Source organism: Amphritea atlantica (assembly GCF_018860855.1).
GTDB classification, from domain to species: Bacteria; Pseudomonadota; Gammaproteobacteria; order Pseudomonadales; family Balneatricaceae; genus Amphritea; species Amphritea atlantica_A.
The window spans coordinates 25,910-43,808 of sequence record NZ_JAHKQE010000034.1 but is presented as its reverse complement, the minus strand read 5'-3'; the positions used below and the strand labels follow the sequence as shown (position 1 = coordinate 43,808).

The 17,899-nt window shown below is 49.8% G+C and carries 17 protein-coding genes; 14 read left to right on the top strand and 3 right to left on the bottom strand.

The genetic code is table 11. From position 1 onward, the window contains the following. Positions 1 to 145 precede the first annotated feature (145 nt). Positions 146 to 469, top strand: coding sequence for a Rieske (2Fe-2S) protein (locus tag KO512_RS15520; protein ID WP_215953267.1), 324 nt, complete (start codon positions 146 to 148; stop codon positions 467 to 469). On the opposite strand, the gene sfsA is transcribed toward KO512_RS15520, so the two are convergent. Both sfsA and KO512_RS15510 read right to left on the bottom strand, forming a co-directional pair. After that, complete coding sequence (gene sfsA, locus KO512_RS15515; RefSeq protein ID WP_215953266.1) at positions 470 to 1,174, bottom strand: DNA/RNA nuclease SfsA; 705 nt, start codon at positions 1,172 to 1,174, stop codon at positions 470 to 472. Beyond that, positions 1,174 to 2,331 (bottom strand): pyridoxal phosphate-dependent aminotransferase, encoded by a 1,158-nt coding sequence (locus KO512_RS15510; protein ID WP_215953265.1) that lies wholly within the window; start codon positions 2,329 to 2,331, stop codon positions 1,174 to 1,176. The genes sfsA and KO512_RS15510 overlap by 1 nt, the downstream gene beginning before the upstream one ends. 367 nt (positions 2,332 to 2,698) lie before the next feature. On the opposite strand from KO512_RS15510, the gene dksA reads away from it, so the two are divergent. The 10 genes from dksA to KO512_RS15460 all read left to right on the top strand — a co-directional run bounded on the left by dksA (position 2,699) and on the right by KO512_RS15460 (position 14,303). Continuing rightward, positions 2,699 to 3,127, top strand: a complete 429-nt coding sequence (gene dksA / locus KO512_RS15505) for an RNA polymerase-binding protein DksA (RefSeq protein WP_215953264.1) — start codon at positions 2,699 to 2,701, stop codon at positions 3,125 to 3,127. 36 nt (positions 3,128 to 3,163) lie between these two features. After that, the gene (gluQRS, locus tag KO512_RS15500; protein WP_215953263.1) at positions 3,164 to 4,039 is read left to right on the top strand and encodes a tRNA glutamyl-Q(34) synthetase GluQRS; all 876 of its coding nucleotides are present in this window, start codon (positions 3,164 to 3,166) and stop codon (positions 4,037 to 4,039) included. Further along, the gene (locus KO512_RS15495) at positions 4,039 to 4,215 is read left to right on the top strand and encodes a hypothetical protein (RefSeq protein WP_215953262.1); all 177 of its coding nucleotides are present in this window, start codon (positions 4,039 to 4,041) and stop codon (positions 4,213 to 4,215) included. The genes gluQRS and KO512_RS15495 overlap by 1 nt, the downstream gene beginning before the upstream one ends. After that, a complete protein-coding gene (locus KO512_RS15490) occupies positions 4,205 to 7,102 on the top strand; it encodes a sensor histidine kinase (RefSeq protein WP_215953261.1) in 2,898 nt (965 codons plus the stop codon). The genes KO512_RS15495 and KO512_RS15490 overlap by 11 nt, the downstream gene beginning before the upstream one ends. 64 nt (positions 7,103 to 7,166) lie before the next feature. Beyond that, positions 7,167 to 8,558 (top strand): sigma-54-dependent transcriptional regulator, encoded by a 1,392-nt coding sequence (locus KO512_RS15485; protein ID WP_215953260.1) that lies wholly within the window; start codon positions 7,167 to 7,169, stop codon positions 8,556 to 8,558. Between the two features lie 558 nt (positions 8,559 to 9,116). Beyond that, positions 9,117 to 10,529: a polynucleotide adenylyltransferase PcnB gene (pcnB, locus tag KO512_RS15480; RefSeq protein ID WP_215953259.1), complete on the top strand. Its 1,413-nt coding sequence runs from the start codon at positions 9,117 to 9,119 to the stop codon at positions 10,527 to 10,529. Then, a complete protein-coding gene (gene folK / locus KO512_RS15475; protein WP_215953258.1) occupies positions 10,522 to 11,022 on the top strand; it encodes a 2-amino-4-hydroxy-6-hydroxymethyldihydropteridine diphosphokinase in 501 nt (166 codons plus the stop codon). Before pcnB ends, folK begins: the two co-directional genes overlap by 8 nt. A 130-nt stretch (positions 11,023 to 11,152) precedes the next feature. Continuing rightward, positions 11,153 to 11,947, top strand: coding sequence for a 3-methyl-2-oxobutanoate hydroxymethyltransferase (panB, locus tag KO512_RS15470; protein WP_215953257.1), 795 nt, complete (start codon positions 11,153 to 11,155; stop codon positions 11,945 to 11,947). 2 nt (positions 11,948 to 11,949) lie between these two features. Then, a complete protein-coding gene (panC, locus tag KO512_RS15465) occupies positions 11,950 to 12,798 on the top strand; it encodes a pantoate--beta-alanine ligase (RefSeq protein WP_215953256.1) in 849 nt (282 codons plus the stop codon). Between the two features lie 323 nt (positions 12,799 to 13,121). After that, a complete protein-coding gene (locus KO512_RS15460; protein ID WP_215953255.1) occupies positions 13,122 to 14,303 on the top strand; it encodes an acetyl-CoA C-acetyltransferase in 1,182 nt (393 codons plus the stop codon). Positions 14,304 to 14,398: 95 nt separating this feature from the next. Here KO512_RS15460 and KO512_RS15455 read toward each other — a convergent pair whose 3' ends face one another. Then, complete coding sequence (locus KO512_RS15455; RefSeq protein WP_215953254.1) at positions 14,399 to 15,235, bottom strand: 6-carboxytetrahydropterin synthase; 837 nt, start codon at positions 15,233 to 15,235, stop codon at positions 14,399 to 14,401. A 129-nt stretch (positions 15,236 to 15,364) separates the two neighbouring features. Here KO512_RS15455 and rsuA point away from each other — a divergent pair, with 129 nt between their 5' ends. The 3 genes from rsuA to KO512_RS15440 are packed head-to-tail and all read left to right on the top strand — an operon-like array spanning position 15,365 to position 17,795. After that, positions 15,365 to 16,054: a 16S rRNA pseudouridine(516) synthase RsuA gene (rsuA, locus tag KO512_RS15450; protein ID WP_215953253.1), complete on the top strand. Its 690-nt coding sequence runs from the start codon at positions 15,365 to 15,367 to the stop codon at positions 16,052 to 16,054. Next, entirely contained in the window at positions 16,054 to 17,097 is a 1,044-nt protein-coding gene (locus KO512_RS15445) for a methyltransferase (RefSeq protein WP_215953252.1), read from the top strand. Before rsuA ends, KO512_RS15445 begins: the two co-directional genes overlap by 1 nt. Before the next feature lie 20 nt (positions 17,098 to 17,117). Further along, positions 17,118 to 17,795, top strand: a complete 678-nt coding sequence (locus KO512_RS15440; protein ID WP_215953251.1) for a hypothetical protein — start codon at positions 17,118 to 17,120, stop codon at positions 17,793 to 17,795. Positions 17,796 to 17,899 lie beyond the last annotated feature (104 nt).

Below are 17,899 nucleotides of genomic sequence, written 5' to 3'. Positions count from 1 at the left end.
TAAATAAAGTGGCCAGCAGGCTGTTCACAGATTCAGATCACATTTTATTTAAAAGGTGTAATTAGTCACAAAAGTTGGCGATTATAATAGCAGTATCGACACACCTGTCTGATATTTTCTCATAGGATCATTAAACGGATTCAGCATGACTACAGTGACACCATTATTTGCAGTCAGCGAACTGCCAGAAAACAGCGCAAAAGGGGTCGACCTCGGTGAGCGAAAGCTCTTTGCCGTCAACCGTCAGGGTAATATCTATCTATATGAAAACCGCTGTCCGCATAAAGGCATCCCGCTGGAGTGGATACCCGATACGTTCCTTGATGCTGAAAAGCAGTTTATTCAGTGCTCTACCCACGGTGCACTTTTCACCATTGATCAGGGCTTATGCATTGCGGGCCCCTGCACCGGCGCCAAACTAGCACCGGTTAGCTTTGAGATTATAGAGGGCAAGGTTTGCATACCGTAATCAGAGACACACCGGCAGCGAGTGGCTAATCGTCACCTGCTGCGGTGTAATGCTGGCACCATAGGCATAGACCTCCACGCCTGCCGCCGCAGCATCACGCAGTAACCGACCATACTCAGGATCGATATGATCCGCCGGTCGCACCTGCTTTATTCCAGTATGAGGCACACAAAACATCAACACCGCCCGATGCCCCTGGGACACCATTAGCATCAATTCTCGTAGATGTTTAGCACCCCGAGTGGTAACCGCATCGGGAAAAGACCCGATACCATCATGCTCTAACAGCGTGACATTTTTGATCTCGACATAACAAAGTGGTCGATCAGCACTTTCCAACAAAAGGTCGATACGACTACTCTCATCGCCATATTTCACTTCCTGACGAATCTGCTGATAGCCTTGTAACTCACCGATGATACCGTCTTCAATCGCTTCTCGAATCAAAGCATTCGCTCGTCCCGTATTAATACAGGCCCAAAAGCGTTCTTCAACTTGAACCAACTCCCAACCAAACAGATATTTTCGCTTTAGATTACCCGAATCTTGAACCCACACCACACTGTCCGGATCGGCACAGTTTTTCATCGAACCGGTATTAGGGCAGTGCACCGTTAGTTGCTCACCACTATCCAGCACGATATCTGCCAAAAAGCGCTTATAACGCTTGATCAGCCGCCCGGACTGCATCTTTTGAAGTTGCATCAGCTCAGTCTCAACCGCAAACGCGCTAACGCTTTTTCAATCTGCGTCACACTGGTGGTATAGGAGAAACGGATATAACGGTTTGCCTGATATTCACCAAAATCAACACCGGGTGTCACCGCAACCTTATCCTGTTCTAACAGATCCCAGCAGAAATCGAAGGTATTGTCGGTAAAACGGGAAGCATCGGCATAGACATAAAAAGCACCTTCCGGCATCAGCGGAATTCCAAACCCTAGCGCCCGCAAACCATCCACCAGCAGATCTCGACGTTCCTTAAAAGCCTCCCGACGCTGCTCAAGAATTTCAAGCGTTTCCGGACGAAATGCCGCCAACGCCGCATGCTGAGCAATGGTCGGCGGTGAAATAAACAGGTTCTGCGCCAGTCGCTCGATATCGGGAGCCGCCGATTCCGGCACGACGGTCCAACCCAATCGCCAGCCGGTCATACCAAAATACTTGGAGAAACTATTGAGTACGAAAGCATCCTGATCCACAGACAGCACTGAGGTAGCATCAAAACCATAGGTAAGCCCGTGGTAGAGCTCATCCACCACCAGATGACCTCCCTTGCCTTTCACCGTTTGTGCGATCAATTCGAGCTGCTCTCGCGGTACAACGCTACCGGTGGGGTTTGACGGTGAGGCCAATAGAACGCCAGCCGTATTCTCCTGCCAATGCTGTTCAATTAACGCCGGTGTTAATTGATAGTTATCGGCTGCCTCAACCGGCACTAACTGCCCACGCGCCTCTAATAAACGTAAAAACCGAGGATTACAGGGATAACCCGGATCCGCCATCATAAAGGTCTGACCTGGATTCGCGAGCGTCGCAAACACCATCAATAATGCGCCGGAGGCTCCTGCCGTCACAATAATCCGCTCAGCGGGAATATCCAGACCGTAGCGGTACTGATAAAAACCGGCAATCGCCTCTCGTAACGCAGGAATACCCGCCGCCGGGGTATATTGTGTATGTCCATCCTGAATCGCAGCAATACCGGCCTCAGCAATAGGTGCTGGTGTAGCGAAGTCTGGTTCACCCGCACACATATGCACCACATCATGCCCTTGAGTTTCCAGCTCTTTAGCACGCTTTAGCAGATCCATGACTTTAAACGACTCAATATCAGCGACCCGATCCGACCAATTATTCATGACTGGCGGCTCCTTTATTAGCTATTTTTGAATGGCAAGGATTATACATTAGTCATAACCGTAACGCAGAATCCCCCAGATAACTGATCCATAAGCCCATGCGGCATAACAAACAATCACTGCTATAGTTATTAATTATGCTGCATTCAGAGGATAAGCGCTCACAGCCATGTGACAAAATCAATAAATTAGGCAGATAACACAACAAAAATAGTTTTTTGATCTGAGGGCTGGTGCTAACCCAAAGGTTCTGGTAACTTCAGCTCCCTTCTGATGGATGGTTTAAAAAACCTTCAGCATCAAAGCCGTTGGTAGAAGCGTTCGGGCACGGTTGCCCGACCTGTTGAGAGAGAAGCGAGGCAGAACTATGCCGAATCAAGAAACACAGTTCACCCACTTTGAGCCCTATCCGATTAAGGAAGGCGAAGAGTACATGAATGATGCTCAAAAAGATCATTTCCGTCGCATCCTGAACGCCTGGAAACAGGAACTAATGGAAGAGGTCGACCGTACCGTAAATCACCTGCAGGAAGAAGCAACCAACTTTGCTGACCCTAGTGATCGGGCTAGCCAGGAAGAGGAATTCAGCCTCGAACTGCGGACCCGTGACCGAGAACGCAAGTTAATCAATAAGATTTCAAAAGCGATGGAAACCATCGACGATGATGATTATGGTTACTGTGCAGCCTGTGGTGTAGAGATTGGTGTGCGTCGACTAGAAGCACGTCCAACTGCAACCCTTTGTATTGATTGCAAAACACTGGCTGAGATCAAAGAGAAGCAGCTCGGTATTTGACTCTACGCGGCTGACACATCGTCGGCCGCTTTTGCAATGGTCTATACAGGTCGTTTTGCCCCCTCACCCACGGGCCCGCTCCACTTTGGCTCTCTTTTGGCTGCACTTGCCAGCTATCTTGACGCCCGCGCACATCATGGTCGCTGGCTCGTTCGCATCGAAGACCTAGACACGCCCCGCGTAGTCAAAGGCGCCTCTGACCGTATTCTTAAAACGTTAGAACAGTTTGGCTTTGAATGGCATGGGCCAGTGATCTACCAAAGTGATCGCCTATCTATCTATAACGACGCATTAACAGAGCTTGTCTCCCATCAGCTCGCCTATCCCTGCAGTTGCTCGCGACAGAAAATTCGCCAACGCACCGGCAGCAATCGTTATGATGGCTATTGTCGTGTCCATCCACCGAAGCACAGGACCGGCTGCGCTATTCGCAGCATCTGCGCAGAGGATTACTCCTTTGATGATCTTATCCAAGGCCCGCAGACTGCTAATCATCCAATAGAGGACTTTGTTATCTTTCGCCGTGATGGTTTTTTTGCCTACCAACTGGCCGTCACTGTTGACGATGCCGCGCAACAGATCAATCACATTGTCCGCGGTTCAGACCTGCTCGACTCAACGCCTAAGCAGATACATCTACAACAGCAACTCGGTTACCCTCAACCAATCTATGCTCACATTCCAGTTGCTACTAACCTCCAAGGCCAAAAACTCAGTAAGCAAACACTGGCCCCCGCACTGGATTCTCATCAGACACGCCAACAGATTATTCGCGCGTTACGTTTTCTGGGGCAGCAGCCGGTGGCAGAACTGAGCGACTGTCGTCTCGACGAATGCCTTGCATGGGCTGTCGAACACTGGGATATCAACGCTATTCCCAAGCGTATGGGTATTATTTTGGAGAGCAACTGATGCATTTTTACCGCGTTCTCATCGTGCTGGTCATTGGTGGCTATCTGTTATCACCCCTACTCGATCAATGGTGGCCCGACTCGGCTACCCCCTGGTATCGCCCCTTTATTATCTGGGCAGCCCTGATCCTGATTATTGCTATTCTCGAAAGAAGGCGGCGCAGCGATGAATTTTAATCTAACGGAACTGATATTCATCGCTATCGCCTATCTGACCGCGCTCTTTGGCACCGCCTATATTACTGAGCGCGGCTGGATTTCAAAACGCATCATCTACCATCCGGTCACCTACGTACTGTCGCTCGGCGTATTCACCAGCGTCTGGACTTTTTACGGCACCTTCGCGCTGGCAAAAGAGTCCGGTTATAGCTTCCTCGCCTCCTATTTAGGCGCGTCAGGGGCCTTTTTTCTCGCCCCAGTGATACTCATTCCGATTTTACGCATTACCCGTACTTATCAACTCAGTTCACTGGCGGACCTGTTCGCTTTCCGATTCCGCTCAGCGACAGCAGGCACCTTAACCGCGCTCTTTTCCTTGATTGCGATTCTGCCGTTAATCTCGATCCAGATTCAGGCGGTATCCGACTCACTACATATTCTTAACCAAGATTTTTCTTCCGACCAGATCGCCATCGGCTTCTGCACCTTGATTGCCCTGTTCGCCATTCTCGTCGGGGCCCGCAACCCCTCGCTACGCTATAACCGCACCGGCCTTATTGTTGCCATGGCCACTGGCTCACTGATCAAGCTGTTCGCCATGGTAACCATTGCCCTCTATGCACTATTTAATGTGATGGATGGCCCCGGTGGCTTAGAGCTCTGGCTGCAACAAAACCCACAGGAGTTGGCAATATTCGACACGCCACTCGACAGCGACATGTGGCGCACCATGTTACTGGGCTTTTTCTCCGCCATTATTGTCATGCCTCACACCTTTCATATGATGTTTACCGAAAACACATCATCTAACAGCCTGCACAAAGCCAGCTGGGGAATGCCACTGTACCTGCTCATCATGGCACTCGCGGTACCGCCAATCCTATGGGCTGGTATTAAACTAGGGATCGCCGATCAACCCGCCTTCCTGATTCTAAACCTCGGCATACAGCTTGATTCTAATTTTCTCACGACCCTAGCCTTTATCGGTGGGCTAACCGCCGCCAGCGGAATCATCATCGTAGCGACGATTTCCATTGCCTCGATGCTGCAAAATCATCTTATTTTGCCGCTCACACCGCCCCTCGCAACCGATCGTTTATATTCCCGCTTGCTCTGGCTAAGACGCATCCTCATTATCGTTATGATGCTCAGTAGTTATCTGTTCTACAGTACCGTCGGGCTTAACTACAACTTGCATTGGCTAGGCACCCTGGCCTTTATTACCTTTATGCAGTTTTTGCCCGGCATTCTGGCAACGCTATTTTGGCCCGGCGCAAACCGCAATGGCTTCTGCCTAGGACTGATTGCAGGTATGGGGATCTGGATTATCTCGATGCTAACAGGCTTACTCGGTGGCGATACCATTCGTGCCGACGCTGTCATTATGGATTATGACAACTGGCATCAGATCGCGATCTACGCACTCACCGCCAATATCATTATTTTTCTGCTCACCTCAGTGCTCACCCGAAGCTCACCCGAAGAGATCGCCAGCGCCAGTGCCTGCCTACACAACAGCCTGCAACGTCCGGTAGGCCCTCAACTCAATATCAGCCACAGCGATGAACTCATCGAGCTCCTCAGCCCTCGGCTGGGAAAAGCCACTGCAAAACGGGAAATAGACCAAGCCCTGCATGAGCTCAACCTCGTCAGTGGCGAACTCAACGCCATCGACCTTGTTAGACTCCGAACTCATACCGAAAGCCGCCTTAGTGCTCTGTTTGGACCGGTTGAAGCGAGCACCCTGCTCAACCAACAGATTAAAACCGAGACCGTCGGCCAATATCGTACGCGAGATATTCACTTGCTAGAGGCGCAGCTGGAAACCTATCAAACACGCCTGAGCGGTCTCGCCGCCGAACTCGATAATCTGCGCCGTCACCACCGGATGACACTGCAACGCCTACCTCTCGGAGCCTGCTCTCTCGATGAGAAGGGTCAGATCATTTTCTGGAATGAAGAGATGGAGCACTTCACCGGACTGCAATCATCCTTCGTTTTAACGCGCAAACTACTGAGTCTGCCAGCGCCTTGGGGCGAATTACTCAACAATTTCTCGCGGCAAGAAAACAGCCATCTACTGTCACAACACTTATTGATTAACGATGAAAACTGCTGGCTTAGCTTACATAAAGCCAGCCTCGCCGATGACGCCGAGTCCATGGTGATTTTGCTAGAAAACGAAACCGAGAATCAGCTGTTGGTCAATCGACTAACCCATAACGAACGACTGGCATCCATTGGCCGATTCGCAGCCGGAGTCGCCCATGAGATAGGCAACCCTGTCACGGGTATTGCCTGCCTAGCGCAGAATCTCAAGTATGAAACCGATGATCCCTATATTCTTGAAAGTGCGGAACAGATCGTTACACAAACTCAAAGAATTACCCGTATCGTTCAATCACTGGTGCGCTTCGCCCACTCCGGCCAGAGTGATGAGCAGCAACACCTAGAAAATATCAATCTGAAAGAACTCACCGATGAAGCCCTGCATCTGGTCTCGATGGATAGTCGTGGCCGAGCGCTACAACTAAGCAACAAAATTGATAGCGCAATCTATATCAGCGGCGACCCTCAACGACTGATGCAAGTTTTTATCAATCTGATCAATAATGCCTGCGATGCCTCACCCGACCAAGGCGCCGTCTGGCTTGATGCTACCCGCGAGAGCAACTCAGTCGTCATCACCATAAACGATGAAGGTAGCGGTATCTCACCAGAACACATTAATAAGCTATTCGAACCATTTTTTACCACTAAAGATCCGGGCAAAGGCACCGGTCTGGGACTGTCATTGGTCTATAACATCATCGAGGAGCATTATGGTAGTATTAACGTAGTGAGTCCCGCCAATAAAAATCAGAACAATGGCACTCAGATGGTTATCACCCTCCCAGTCATTTAACAGGCTTAAGTTTGTAATATAACAAACACCTGCGACCCGAGGATAAGAAGCAAAGGTAAACCGAATGAGCCGCATTCTGATCGTAGAAGATGAGCCTATTATACGTTCCGCCCTCCGGCGATTGCTGGAGCGAAATAGTTATACTGTTGACGATGCTGGGTCTGTTGACGAAGCGACCAACCAGTTTAATCTCAATGATTACAACCTAATCATCAGCGATTTGCGTCTACCCGGTGCCCCCGGCACCGACCTGATCGACCTCGCTAAAGCCGTGCCGGTCGTCATTATGACCAGCTATGCCAGCATGCGCTCCGCTGTCGAAGCCATGAAAATGGGGGCCGTGGATTATATTGCCAAGCCCTTTGATCACGATGAAATCCTAGAAACCATCGCTAACATCATCAAACTGCGTAGTGATGATGACACTGCCGCAACTCCGAAAAATAGTGCGCGTCCGAATAGTAGTAATGAAATGGTCGGCAACTGCCCCGCGATGCAAAATCTGTTCAGTCGGATCCAGAAAGTCGCCGGCACCGATGCCACTGTTCTAATTCAAGGTGAGTCAGGCACCGGCAAAGAATTGGCGGCCCGAGCGATTCATCAACAGAGTGCTCGTGCCAGTTCGCCAATGGTCTCAGTCAACTGCGCCTCCATTCCAGAAAGTTTGATTGAATCCGAACTCTTTGGTCACGAAAAAGGTGCCTTCACCGGTGCTGATGCAACCCGTAATGGCCTGATAGAAGCCGCCCATGGTGGCACTCTGTTTCTCGATGAAATTGGTGAACTCCCGCTTGAAGCGCAGGCCCGCTTGCTACGCTTCCTACAAGAGAGCGAGATCCGCCGGGTTGGCTCGGTGAAATCGATCAAGGTCGACGTCCGCCTGATTGCCGCCACCCACCGCAACCTGAAAGCACTCGCGAAGACAGGCGAGTTTCGCGAGGATCTCTACTATCGACTCTATGTCATGGAGTTACAGATGCCGCCGCTGCGTGAACGAGGTGAGGATATCATCGAAATTGCTCAGCAATTTTTACAACGAAGCTGTGACAAGCTGGGCTCTCCTCTACTGAAATTCAGCGATGATGCCTGCACCACCATGATTCGCTATAACTGGCCGGGCAATGTACGGGAATTACAGAACGCCATCGAGCGGGCGGTGATTCTGGCTGATGATCATATGATTACCACCGATCTGCTTGGCTTAGATATTGAGCCTGACTCGCTAGCGGAACTGGAATCAAGCTTTGCCAGTGGTAACTCTCTGATTGGCGACACCGGATTCAAAGAACGACGAGCGGACCAAAACCTCTCTTTGGACGATTATTTTCAGCGTTTCGTACTGGAAAACCAAGACAATATGAGTGAAACCAAACTGGCTAAGAAGCTGGGAGTCAGTCGAAAATGTTTATGGGAGCGGCGACAAAAGCTTGGTATTCCGCGCAAACCGAAAGAGTAACAGATTGGGCAATAGACCTACGTCGCATACGGATCAAACAGAAGTGTTACTTATCCCCCATGAAGCAGGTGCAGCATGTGTAGAAAGGTAACAAGTTTTGTTACCTCACGGGGTAACACTTAGTAACAAATAATAGATAAAAACAATAAATACCAACAAAAACATATAGTTACAATAACTGGCACAGCAAGTGCTACTATTAAGACAAGAAGAAAAAAAACACTTACTACCAATAATCATAATAAAAATAAAACCCAGATTATTAGTTGATAAGTATCTTGCCTCGAATAAAAATAAAAATGAGGCTCTACAAGCTGGTCGCTGAATTGACACCCAATACAACGGTCCCGAATCAGTGCTATTAGAAACAAAAACAACAAGCTAATACTGAGTTGTTGTCTAAAAGCGACCAGCTTACTCATCTCCTTTTCATTCCGCTAAAACTCTCAGCCATCCGGCACTAAAGATCAGATAAACTACGGCTTTAACTACGCTTTTTGATTGTATTTTGTGCTATTATTCTGCGCTCTTATTTCTGCGTAAGTTTCTCAGTAAGATATGGACAAAAACTCATCACCTATAGGCTCGTTTATCCGTAAACTATTCGGTAGTAATCGAAAGCAATCAGCCGGCAAAGCCAGCCCGCAAAACAGTGGCCCAGTGCTTATTCCTGAAGAGATCCACCGAATTCCCCGCAGGCGGCTAAACGATGCGGCGATGAAAACAGCATATCACTTACAGGATGAAGGCTATGAAGGCTATCTAGTGGGTGGCTGTATCCGTGATCTACTCATGGATAAAGAACCCAAAGACTTTGATGTCGCCACCAATGCCACCCCCGAACAGGCCCATGCCATATTTCGTCGCTCACGCCTGATCGGTCGACGCTTTAAGCTGCTGCATGTTCGCTTTGGTCGAGATATGATCGAAGTCGCTACCTTCCGTGCTAGCCATGATAGTCAGCCGAAAAACAGCGATGGTGAACATGGCCGCCAGAACGATAGCGGCATGATTGTGCGCGATAATGTTTATGGCACTATCGAAGAAGATGCGCTGCGTCGCGACTTCACCGTCAATGCGCTCTATTACTGCCCTAAAGATCACTGTGTTTACGACTTTACCAATGGTTTTAACGACCTACAGAATCGTACGCTGAGAATGATTGGCGATCCGGATTCACGTTATCGTGAAGACCCAGTACGCATGCTCCGAGCGGCACGCTTTGCCGCCAAGCTTGGGTTTACCATTGAACCTGCAACCGAAGCCCCGCTATATGAACTGGGTTATCTGCTCAAAGATATTGCTCCGGCGCGCTTGTTCGATGAAGTGCTAAAAATATTTCAGTCTGGCCACGGTATCGAGTCATTTCATCAGTTCCGTAAATACGGCCTACTAGAGCACGTTTTCCGGCAAACGGCTGAGTGCCTCGATGATCCACAAGGCCAACCAGTCGAGCAACTGATACTCAATGCTTTGCAAAATACCGATCGACGCTTACAGCAGAACAAGAGCGTCACCCCAGCCTTTCTGTTTGCTGCGCTACTGTGGTATCCAATGCAGCGAAGGATGGCCCAGTTACAAAAGAATGATGGCATGCACACGGTTCCGGCGATGCATGAAGCCGCCAATCAGATCATTTCTGAACAGATTAGACAAACTGCTATTCCTCGACGCTTTTCTACTCCGATCCGCGAGATCTGGGAGTTACAGTTCCGTCTACCGCGCCGCCAAGGTAAGCGCGCCGACCGTCTCATGGAGCACCCACGTTTCAGAGCCGCTTACGATCTGCTAATGCTACGCGAAAACAGCGGCGAAGATCTCGAAGGCTTGGGCAAATGGTGGACGGATTACCAGACTCAAAATCCACAGATCCGTAGCCACATGTCCCGTGAAGTACCCAAGGACGAGGCACCGAAGCGTCGTAGACGTCGCCGCAGCCCTGCTAAGAAGCCTGAGCAGAACAATGGCTGAGTTATCCTGCGTGACATGGACCCGCTGCTATATCGGCCTTGGCAGCAATCTAGAGCACCCCGTCACTCAGGTTGCCACCGCCCTGCTTGAACTTGAACGTTTAGACCACTGTCGCGCGCTGGTTCATTCCAGCCTGTATCGTAGCGATCCGGTTGGCCCACCCGGCCAGCCTGACTACATCAACGCCGTCGCCAGCGTCGAAACAACCTTGCTGCCATTAGAGCTGCTGGATGCGCTACAAGCTATTGAGCAACAACACCAACGCGTCAGAATACAGCACTGGGGGCCACGGACACTGGATCTAGACCTGCTCCTATATGGTGATCAGCAGATTAATAACGAGCGATTAACCGTCCCCCATGCCTTTATTCAAGCACGTAATTTTGTGCTTTACCCTCTGGCTGAAATTGCCCCCGACCTCCACATTACCCATAAAATAAGCCTCGCAAGCTGCCTTAAAAACTGTGAAAGCGGATCTCTCGAACGAATTTAGTCAAACAAACTCTATTACAAAACAAACAGTTACAACGTTTTTGCTGTCTATGCTCAATAGATAATAGTTAATCCGAAAAGGCCTAGGTATAATCCCCACCCGTGTGAGTAATAAATAAGCAGGTTCTCTTATGAGCAGCATTACCCTTCATACACTAATGGCGCGGAAACAGGCCGGTGAAAAGTTTGCGGTTCTAACCGCATACGACGCTTGTTTCTCTCACCTTATCAGCACCGCGGGTGTTGAGGTGATGTTAGTGGGCGACTCCCTGGGCATGGTACTGCAGGGCAACGATAGTACACTTCCGGTTACCGTCGAAGAGATGGCATACCACACGGCCGCCGTAAAGGCCGGCAATCAGGGTTCAATGATCATGGCTGATCTACCCTTCATGAGTTATGGTACGCCAGAACAGGCGATGGACAGCGCTGCTACACTGATGCAAGCGGGCGCCCATATCGTCAAACTAGAAGGCGCCGCTTGGCTGGACGAGACCATCGCCCTGCTAGCACAACGCGGTATTCCCGTTTGCGCCCATCTAGGACTAACCCCTCAGGCGGTTAACGTACTCGGCGGATATAAAATTCAAGGGCGCGATAATGATGCCGCTAAACAGATGGTTGAAGACGCCGTACGCCTAGAACAGGCGGGTGCAGCAATGCTGCTGCTCGAATGCGTGCCTTCACTGTTAGCCAGCGAAATCACTCAAGCCGTTGAGATTCCGGTTATTGGTATCGGCGCGGGGGCTGACACAGATGCCCAAGTGCTCGTTATGCACGATATGCTGGGTATTACTCCGGGGCGCAGTCCGAAGTTTGTGAAAAACTTTATGGCGCAAAGTAACGATATCGCCGGCGCTTTTAAAGCCTATGCTGAAGAAGTTAAAGCGGGCACCTTCCCCGGACCGGAACACGGATTCAAGTAATCATGAAAACTATCCATTCTATCGCCGAACTGCGTGAAGCTATCGGCGCGGAGCGTCGTGCGGGCAAACGAATCGGTTTTGTCCCAACGATGGGCAATCTCCATACGGGTCATATCCAATTGATCCAGCAATCGAATAATAATGCCGACATCACTGTCGCCAGCATCTTTGTGAATCCACTGCAATTTGGTGAGAACGAAGATCTCGATGCTTACCCACGGACACTCGAAGCCGACCAAGAGAAACTCGAACTGGCCAGTTGCGATTATCTGTTCGCCCCAACCATTAAAGAGATGTACCCCAATGGCCAGGTAATACAAACGCTGATCGAAGTGCCGGGCATCTCTGATATTCATTGCGGTGCGACTCGACCGGGACATTTTCGCGGTGTTGCTACCGTGGTCTGTAAGCTGTTCGGCATTGTGCAGCCTGATGTCGCCATCTTTGGCGAAAAAGACTTTCAACAGTTACTCGTGATTCGCCGGATGGCGGAAGATCTATTCCTACCTGTTGAGATTCAAGGATCTCCCATTGCCCGTGCCCAAAGCAATCTGGCGCTGAGTTCTCGTAACGCCTATCTGACACCGGAAGAGATGGCTATCGCGCCAGTTCTGAATAAGACCATCCGCGCGACCATCGCTCAAATAGCGGAGGGGCGACGTGATTACCTGAATCTACAGGAAGAAGCTCAGGTCGCCCTAGAGCAAGCCGGCTTTAAACGCGATTACTATTGCATCTCTAAACGTGATGATCTGCAACAGGCAGACAGCGACGATACCGAGCTGGTATTAATTGCCGCCGCTTACCTAGGTAAGGCTCGCCTGATCGACAATATGATGCTCGATCTCTGAGCCATTCTCGGGTGCCGCGTCAAAGCGGCACTCGAACTTCAAAACACCATTCTCTGACCTTCTCCACCTTTAGTCTGCTTGGCTATCGGTAAAACTCCTGTTAAATTCTCAGGCCGGTGGCAATTTTTATGTTTCACGTCACCTCCTAGGGCTAACCCCATTGCAGTAGCCTTTTGTCTATGATGTACTGCACTGCACAAATAAAAATGATTACCAAAATAGCTGTAGAGTACTCCATGTTAGGTTACTGACTGACCTGCCATAAATTCGTCACGCTATGTGACTACACTTCTGCAGCAATCTTATAAGCAAGAGGAATAATCATGCGTGATGTTGTTATTGTAGCTGCTGGCCGTACGGCTGTAGGTAGTTTTAATGGTTCTCTGTCATCCGTTCCTGCCAGCGAGCTCGGCACGATTGTTATCAAAGGCCTGCTGGAAAAATCCGGTATTGCGGCTGATCAAATTGACGAAGTCATTCTTGGCCAAGTGTTGACAGGTGGCTGTGGCCAAAACCCTGCACGCCAAGCGGCGGTCAATGCTGGTCTGCCAATTGAAGTACCCGCCATGACGATTAACAAGGTCTGTGGCTCTGGCTTAAAATCTATTCAACTGGCGACTCAAGCTATTCGCTGTGGCGATGCTGAAATGATCATTGCTGGCGGTCAGGAAAATATGAGCATCTCTGGCCATATCCTACCAAACTCCCGTCACGGTACCCGTATGGGCGACTGGAAAATGGTTGATACGATGATCAAAGATGGCCTATGGGATGCGTTTAACGACTATCACATGGGTATCACCACTGAAAACATTGTCGACAAGTATGGTTTCACCCGTGAAGAACAGGATGTTTTTGCTGCCGCCTCTCAGAACAAAGCTGAAGCAGCCGTTACATCGGGTAAGTTCAAAGATGAAATTATTCCGGTTGTCATTCCGCAGCGTAAAGGCGACCCCATTGTCTTTGATACTGATGAGCAGCCACGTTTTGGCGTCACAGCAGAAGCATTGGGCAAACTGCGTCCAGCCTTCAAAAAAGATGGCACCGTAACCGCTGGTAACTCTTCTACCATCAACGATGGTGCTGCGGCCGTGATTCTGTGCTCTGCAGAGAAAGCCGCTGAACTGGGTCTGCCCGTGCTGGCAACCATCAAAGCTTATGCCTCTGCGGGTGTTGATCCATCTATCATGGGTACAGGCCCAATCTGTGCCACTCAGAAAGCCCTTGAGAAAGCTGGCTGGACTGTTGATGATCTAGAACTGGTTGAAGCGAACGAAGCTTTCGCGGCTCAGGCTCTGTCTGTTAACAAAGAACTCGGCTGGGACACCACGCTGGTTAACGTTAACGGTGGTGCGATTGCACTGGGTCACCCAATCGGTGCTTCAGGCTGCCGTATCTTCGTTTCACTGCTGCATGAAATGGCTCGCCGCGATGCTAAGAAAGGCTTGGCAACGCTGTGTATCGGTGGTGGTATGGGTACGGCCCTTGCGATCGAACGTAGCTAAACCGTTGTAACAAAAAAAACGCGGCTCGCCGCGTTTTTTTATGTCTGCCATTCAGGCTTTTATGCGTCAGATATTCACCACTAGCTAGGCCCAAATCAGGCCGTCGCAATCGCGCCTTTCCCCACGCCTTCAAATGCTCTGACCATCACCTCTCGATCGGGATGAGACAACTTAACCTGCGCTGCAAGGTGACAGGCGATCTGCTCCACCGTTGTTTCAGTATCAATTAGATAACAGTGACGTGCAGGTAAACGAATTTCAAACTCTCCCTGTGGTGCATCATAACAATAGTGATGCTCATCATCGGTTGCACTCACGAGGTGGCCGCGAGTACCGATATAGATATCGTTAAAGGTTTCAGCCCATTGCTGCTCAACCGCCGCATCCCGCTGTCCATCTAAAAAGACTTCGATACGCGAACGATGACCGTGCGCAATCCGCTGACAATTGCCATCGTGCTGCTGCAGGCCATGGCTGTAATGATAAAATGCACCGTTGATCGTTTCCGGTACAAAGCTGATCTCGAGCCCTTTCACCTCATCGGGAAATAGCGCCAAGAGCTGGGCCTTACACCAAGCCGCCAAGCTAAGCTCATTAATTTCATCGATATCCACCAGCACGATCGCCTGTTCCGGCGAACGACAGTAGAACTCACCACCTGTTGGATAGCGCCAATTAACCGTTGTTTCGCCATTCAGCTGCTCTGAATGTAGGTTGGCCATCTCGGTCGGCACCACTAACGCATGGTCGATACTATTATCAAACCAATGTTTAACGGCTTTTTTAACGATACCAAAATCGCAAATCATCCCCTCTTCATTCAGCTCACCATCGAGCACTAGCTGCACTAGCCAGGACTCGCCCAGCAAGCCGCGTTGAGGGTGTAGGTAAGAAAAATCAACATTGGTAAGGTTATCTACAAAAAGCTTCACAGGCAGTCACACAGTTAATGGCAATGGATCGATATCGGAACGGCGTATATTAGCTGATTACCAGCCCTATTGCATTCTGACGAGTACCGGTATACTAGCTCTTTTTAGATAACAGGCAGATGAAATTCAATGCGACTGGATAAATATCTAAGTCAGGCAACCGGTTTACCCCGCAGCCTAGTTAAACGGCAGATCAAATGTAAGAATGTCGAGGTGAACGGTCAGCCTTGCCAGGATCACGGCTACAAAGTTCTCAGCGATGATCAGGTGACACTCGAAGGTCATGAGGTTGCGGCCCCTGGCCCGAAGTATTTGATGCTGAATAAGCCTCAAGGCACTGTCTGCGTGACTGAAGATAGCGATCACCCTACTGTTATCGACCTCTTGGACCAAGTTACCATACGGGATCTGCATCCCGCTGGACGCTTAGATATCGACACCACTGGCCTCGTATTGATCACCAACGATGGCCAATGGTCGCACCGAGTTACATCACCTAAGCATCAGTGCGATAAAGTTTATCTCGTTAGCACTGCAGAACCGATCACCCCTGAGTATGCCGAGCAGTTTGCGACAGGCATTACCCTGCGTAACGAAGATAAACCGACGCTGCCGGCCGAACTTGAGATTTTGTCTGCTACTCAGGCGAGAGTCACCCTGCATGAAGGCCGTTATCATCAAGTTAAGCGTATGTTTGCCGCCATGGGTAACAAAGTCACCGCCTTGCACCGGGAACAGATTGGTCAGATCCGCTTAGATGATGACCTAGAACCGGGTGAGTACCGTTTTCTCACTGAAGCCGAAGCGAAATCGTTCTGATGACTGATACAGCCTTTGCCCTCTTAAAACCACAACTGGATAATGCCAGCGGTATAGCCCTTTGGGTTGCCGATGAAAACCTGCTCAATCAAACCAGCAAGGTAAATCCGGCGGTCACTGTCATTAGTAACCGTTTCGATCTGTGTCAGCAACTAGACAGCGCCGGTTGGCATAGCCAATTTTCCGACTTTGATTTCAGCCCTTATGCGGATCACAGTGTGGATAACATTATCTACCGAGTGTCGAAAGAGAAACCCGTGGTTCATCATGTGATCAATCAAGCGATTCGCATCCTTAAACCGGGCGGAACACTGAGCATCGCGGGATTGAAAAACGAAGGTATTAAAACCTATCTGGATAAAGCGAAAAAACTATTCGCTGGGCAGATGGAGCTATCCAAGTTAGACAAAAATACCTGGATGGGAATTCTGCAATCACCGGGCGCTGCCGATAGCGAATTACTGGACGATCAGGATTACACTCAGCTACGTGAAGTGGCCAGCGATGAGCACTTCAACTACCGCAGTAAGCCTGGTGTCTATGGTTGGAATAAGATCGATAAAGGCAGTGCTTTTCTGATTTCAGAACTCGCGCAATTCACTGAACGACTCGCAACACCACCGGAAACCGCTCTCGATCTCGGCTGTGGCTATGGTTATCTGGCGATGAATTGCGCCCCGCTAGGCTGCAAGATCACGGCGACCGACAATAATGCCGGAGCCCTACTGGCCTGCGAAGAAAACTTTCGTCAGCACAGCATTAATGGCGACGTGATTGTGGCCGATTGCGCCGAACAGATCGACCAGCACTATCCACTGATACTCTGTAATCCGCCTTTTCATCAAGGCTTCAGTGTTGAAGGCGATATGACCGACCGTTTCCTCAATGCAGCACGCCGACATCTACAATCTGACGGCATCGCCTGCTTTGTGGTGAATCTACATATACCGCTTGAACGAAAAGCCAAAAAACTGTTCTCAACCATAGAAGTTATCGCCGACAACGGTAGCTTTAAGTTGATACTACTGGCCCAACCGCACTAAACACGAGTGACAAATACAGCATGATCGCCACTTACCTAAAGCAAACCTGGTTCTTCTTCCGCGCCCATATGCAGCCTATTATGCGGATACAGCTACCCTTTATTATTCTGATCACACTGATTAGCATGACCGCCATGCAATCGGTCGATCCAGAAAACCCCGAGATGAACGATTCGATCTTGATGTTCTACCTCGCCAGCCTAGTTTTTCTCCCACTCTATGCTGGCGCAACGATCGCCTACCTCGAGTCGGTGGTCAACAAAGAGCCTATCAGTACCATAGAGGCTCTAAAGATCGGTCTACAACGTTGGGGGCCGCTCTTTCTGACCAAGCTCCTTGGCGCCTTTGGTATCGCCCTCGGCCTATTACTGTTTTTTATTCCCGGTGTCTATGTGATGACCCGCTGGGGATTTGCCGAATACTTCAGCGTGATCGAAAAAGCGAGCCCCACCGACGCGTTAAGAAACAGCTGGCAAGATACCTCTGAATACTTCTGGCCGCTGCTTAATGGTCTGGCCGTGCTGTTTGTTATACTCCTCGGCAGTAACCTACTGATCGAAACCTTACTTCAGACCATGGGCATTGAATCACTTATACTGCGCAGCCTATTTGATATCGTGTTTGGCTTTTTAAACTGCCTATATACGATCTATGGCTTTCGCCTCTATTGCGTGATGCGGGAAAAGCAAAGTAGCTAGGCCCTTCGTGTCACTGGCTAATCACTTGAAGACTCGTCGTGAGTGGGGAAGCTTTCGCTTCCCTTACTCAATAAGGCGACAAACATTCCGTATGCCTCGCCACG

What these genes read in the sequence shown, in the direction of transcription:
- KO512_RS15440 (WP_215953251.1), top strand. Translation starts at nt 17,118, where the DNA reads ATGATCGCCACTTACCTAAAGCAAACCTGGTTCTTCTTCCGCGCCCAT.
- pcnB (WP_215953259.1), top strand. Translation starts at nt 9,117, where the DNA reads ATGGACAAAAACTCATCACCTATAGGCTCGTTTATCCGTAAACTATTC.
- KO512_RS15490 (WP_215953261.1), top strand. Translation starts at nt 4,205, where the DNA reads ATGAATTTTAATCTAACGGAACTGATATTCATCGCTATCGCCTATCTG.
- gluQRS (WP_215953263.1), top strand. Translation starts at nt 3,164, where the DNA reads ATGGTCTATACAGGTCGTTTTGCCCCCTCACCCACGGGCCCGCTCCAC.
- KO512_RS15510 (WP_215953265.1), bottom strand. Translation starts at nt 2,331, where the DNA reads ATGAATAATTGGTCGGATCGGGTCGCTGATATTGAGTCGTTTAAAGTC.
- dksA (WP_215953264.1), top strand. Translation starts at nt 2,699, where the DNA reads ATGCCGAATCAAGAAACACAGTTCACCCACTTTGAGCCCTATCCGATT.
- KO512_RS15445 (WP_215953252.1), top strand. Translation starts at nt 16,054, where the DNA reads ATGACTGATACAGCCTTTGCCCTCTTAAAACCACAACTGGATAATGCC.
- sfsA (WP_215953266.1), bottom strand. Translation starts at nt 1,174, where the DNA reads ATGCAACTTCAAAAGATGCAGTCCGGGCGGCTGATCAAGCGTTATAAG.
- KO512_RS15520 (WP_215953267.1), top strand. Translation starts at nt 146, where the DNA reads ATGACTACAGTGACACCATTATTTGCAGTCAGCGAACTGCCAGAAAAC.
- rsuA (WP_215953253.1), top strand. Translation starts at nt 15,365, where the DNA reads ATGCGACTGGATAAATATCTAAGTCAGGCAACCGGTTTACCCCGCAGC.
- folK (WP_215953258.1), top strand. Translation starts at nt 10,522, where the DNA reads ATGGCTGAGTTATCCTGCGTGACATGGACCCGCTGCTATATCGGCCTT.
- KO512_RS15460 (WP_215953255.1), top strand. Translation starts at nt 13,122, where the DNA reads ATGCGTGATGTTGTTATTGTAGCTGCTGGCCGTACGGCTGTAGGTAGT.
- panC (WP_215953256.1), top strand. Translation starts at nt 11,950, where the DNA reads ATGAAAACTATCCATTCTATCGCCGAACTGCGTGAAGCTATCGGCGCG.
- KO512_RS15485 (WP_215953260.1), top strand. Translation starts at nt 7,167, where the DNA reads ATGAGCCGCATTCTGATCGTAGAAGATGAGCCTATTATACGTTCCGCC.
- panB (WP_215953257.1), top strand. Translation starts at nt 11,153, where the DNA reads ATGAGCAGCATTACCCTTCATACACTAATGGCGCGGAAACAGGCCGGT.
- KO512_RS15495 (WP_215953262.1), top strand. Translation starts at nt 4,039, where the DNA reads ATGCATTTTTACCGCGTTCTCATCGTGCTGGTCATTGGTGGCTATCTG.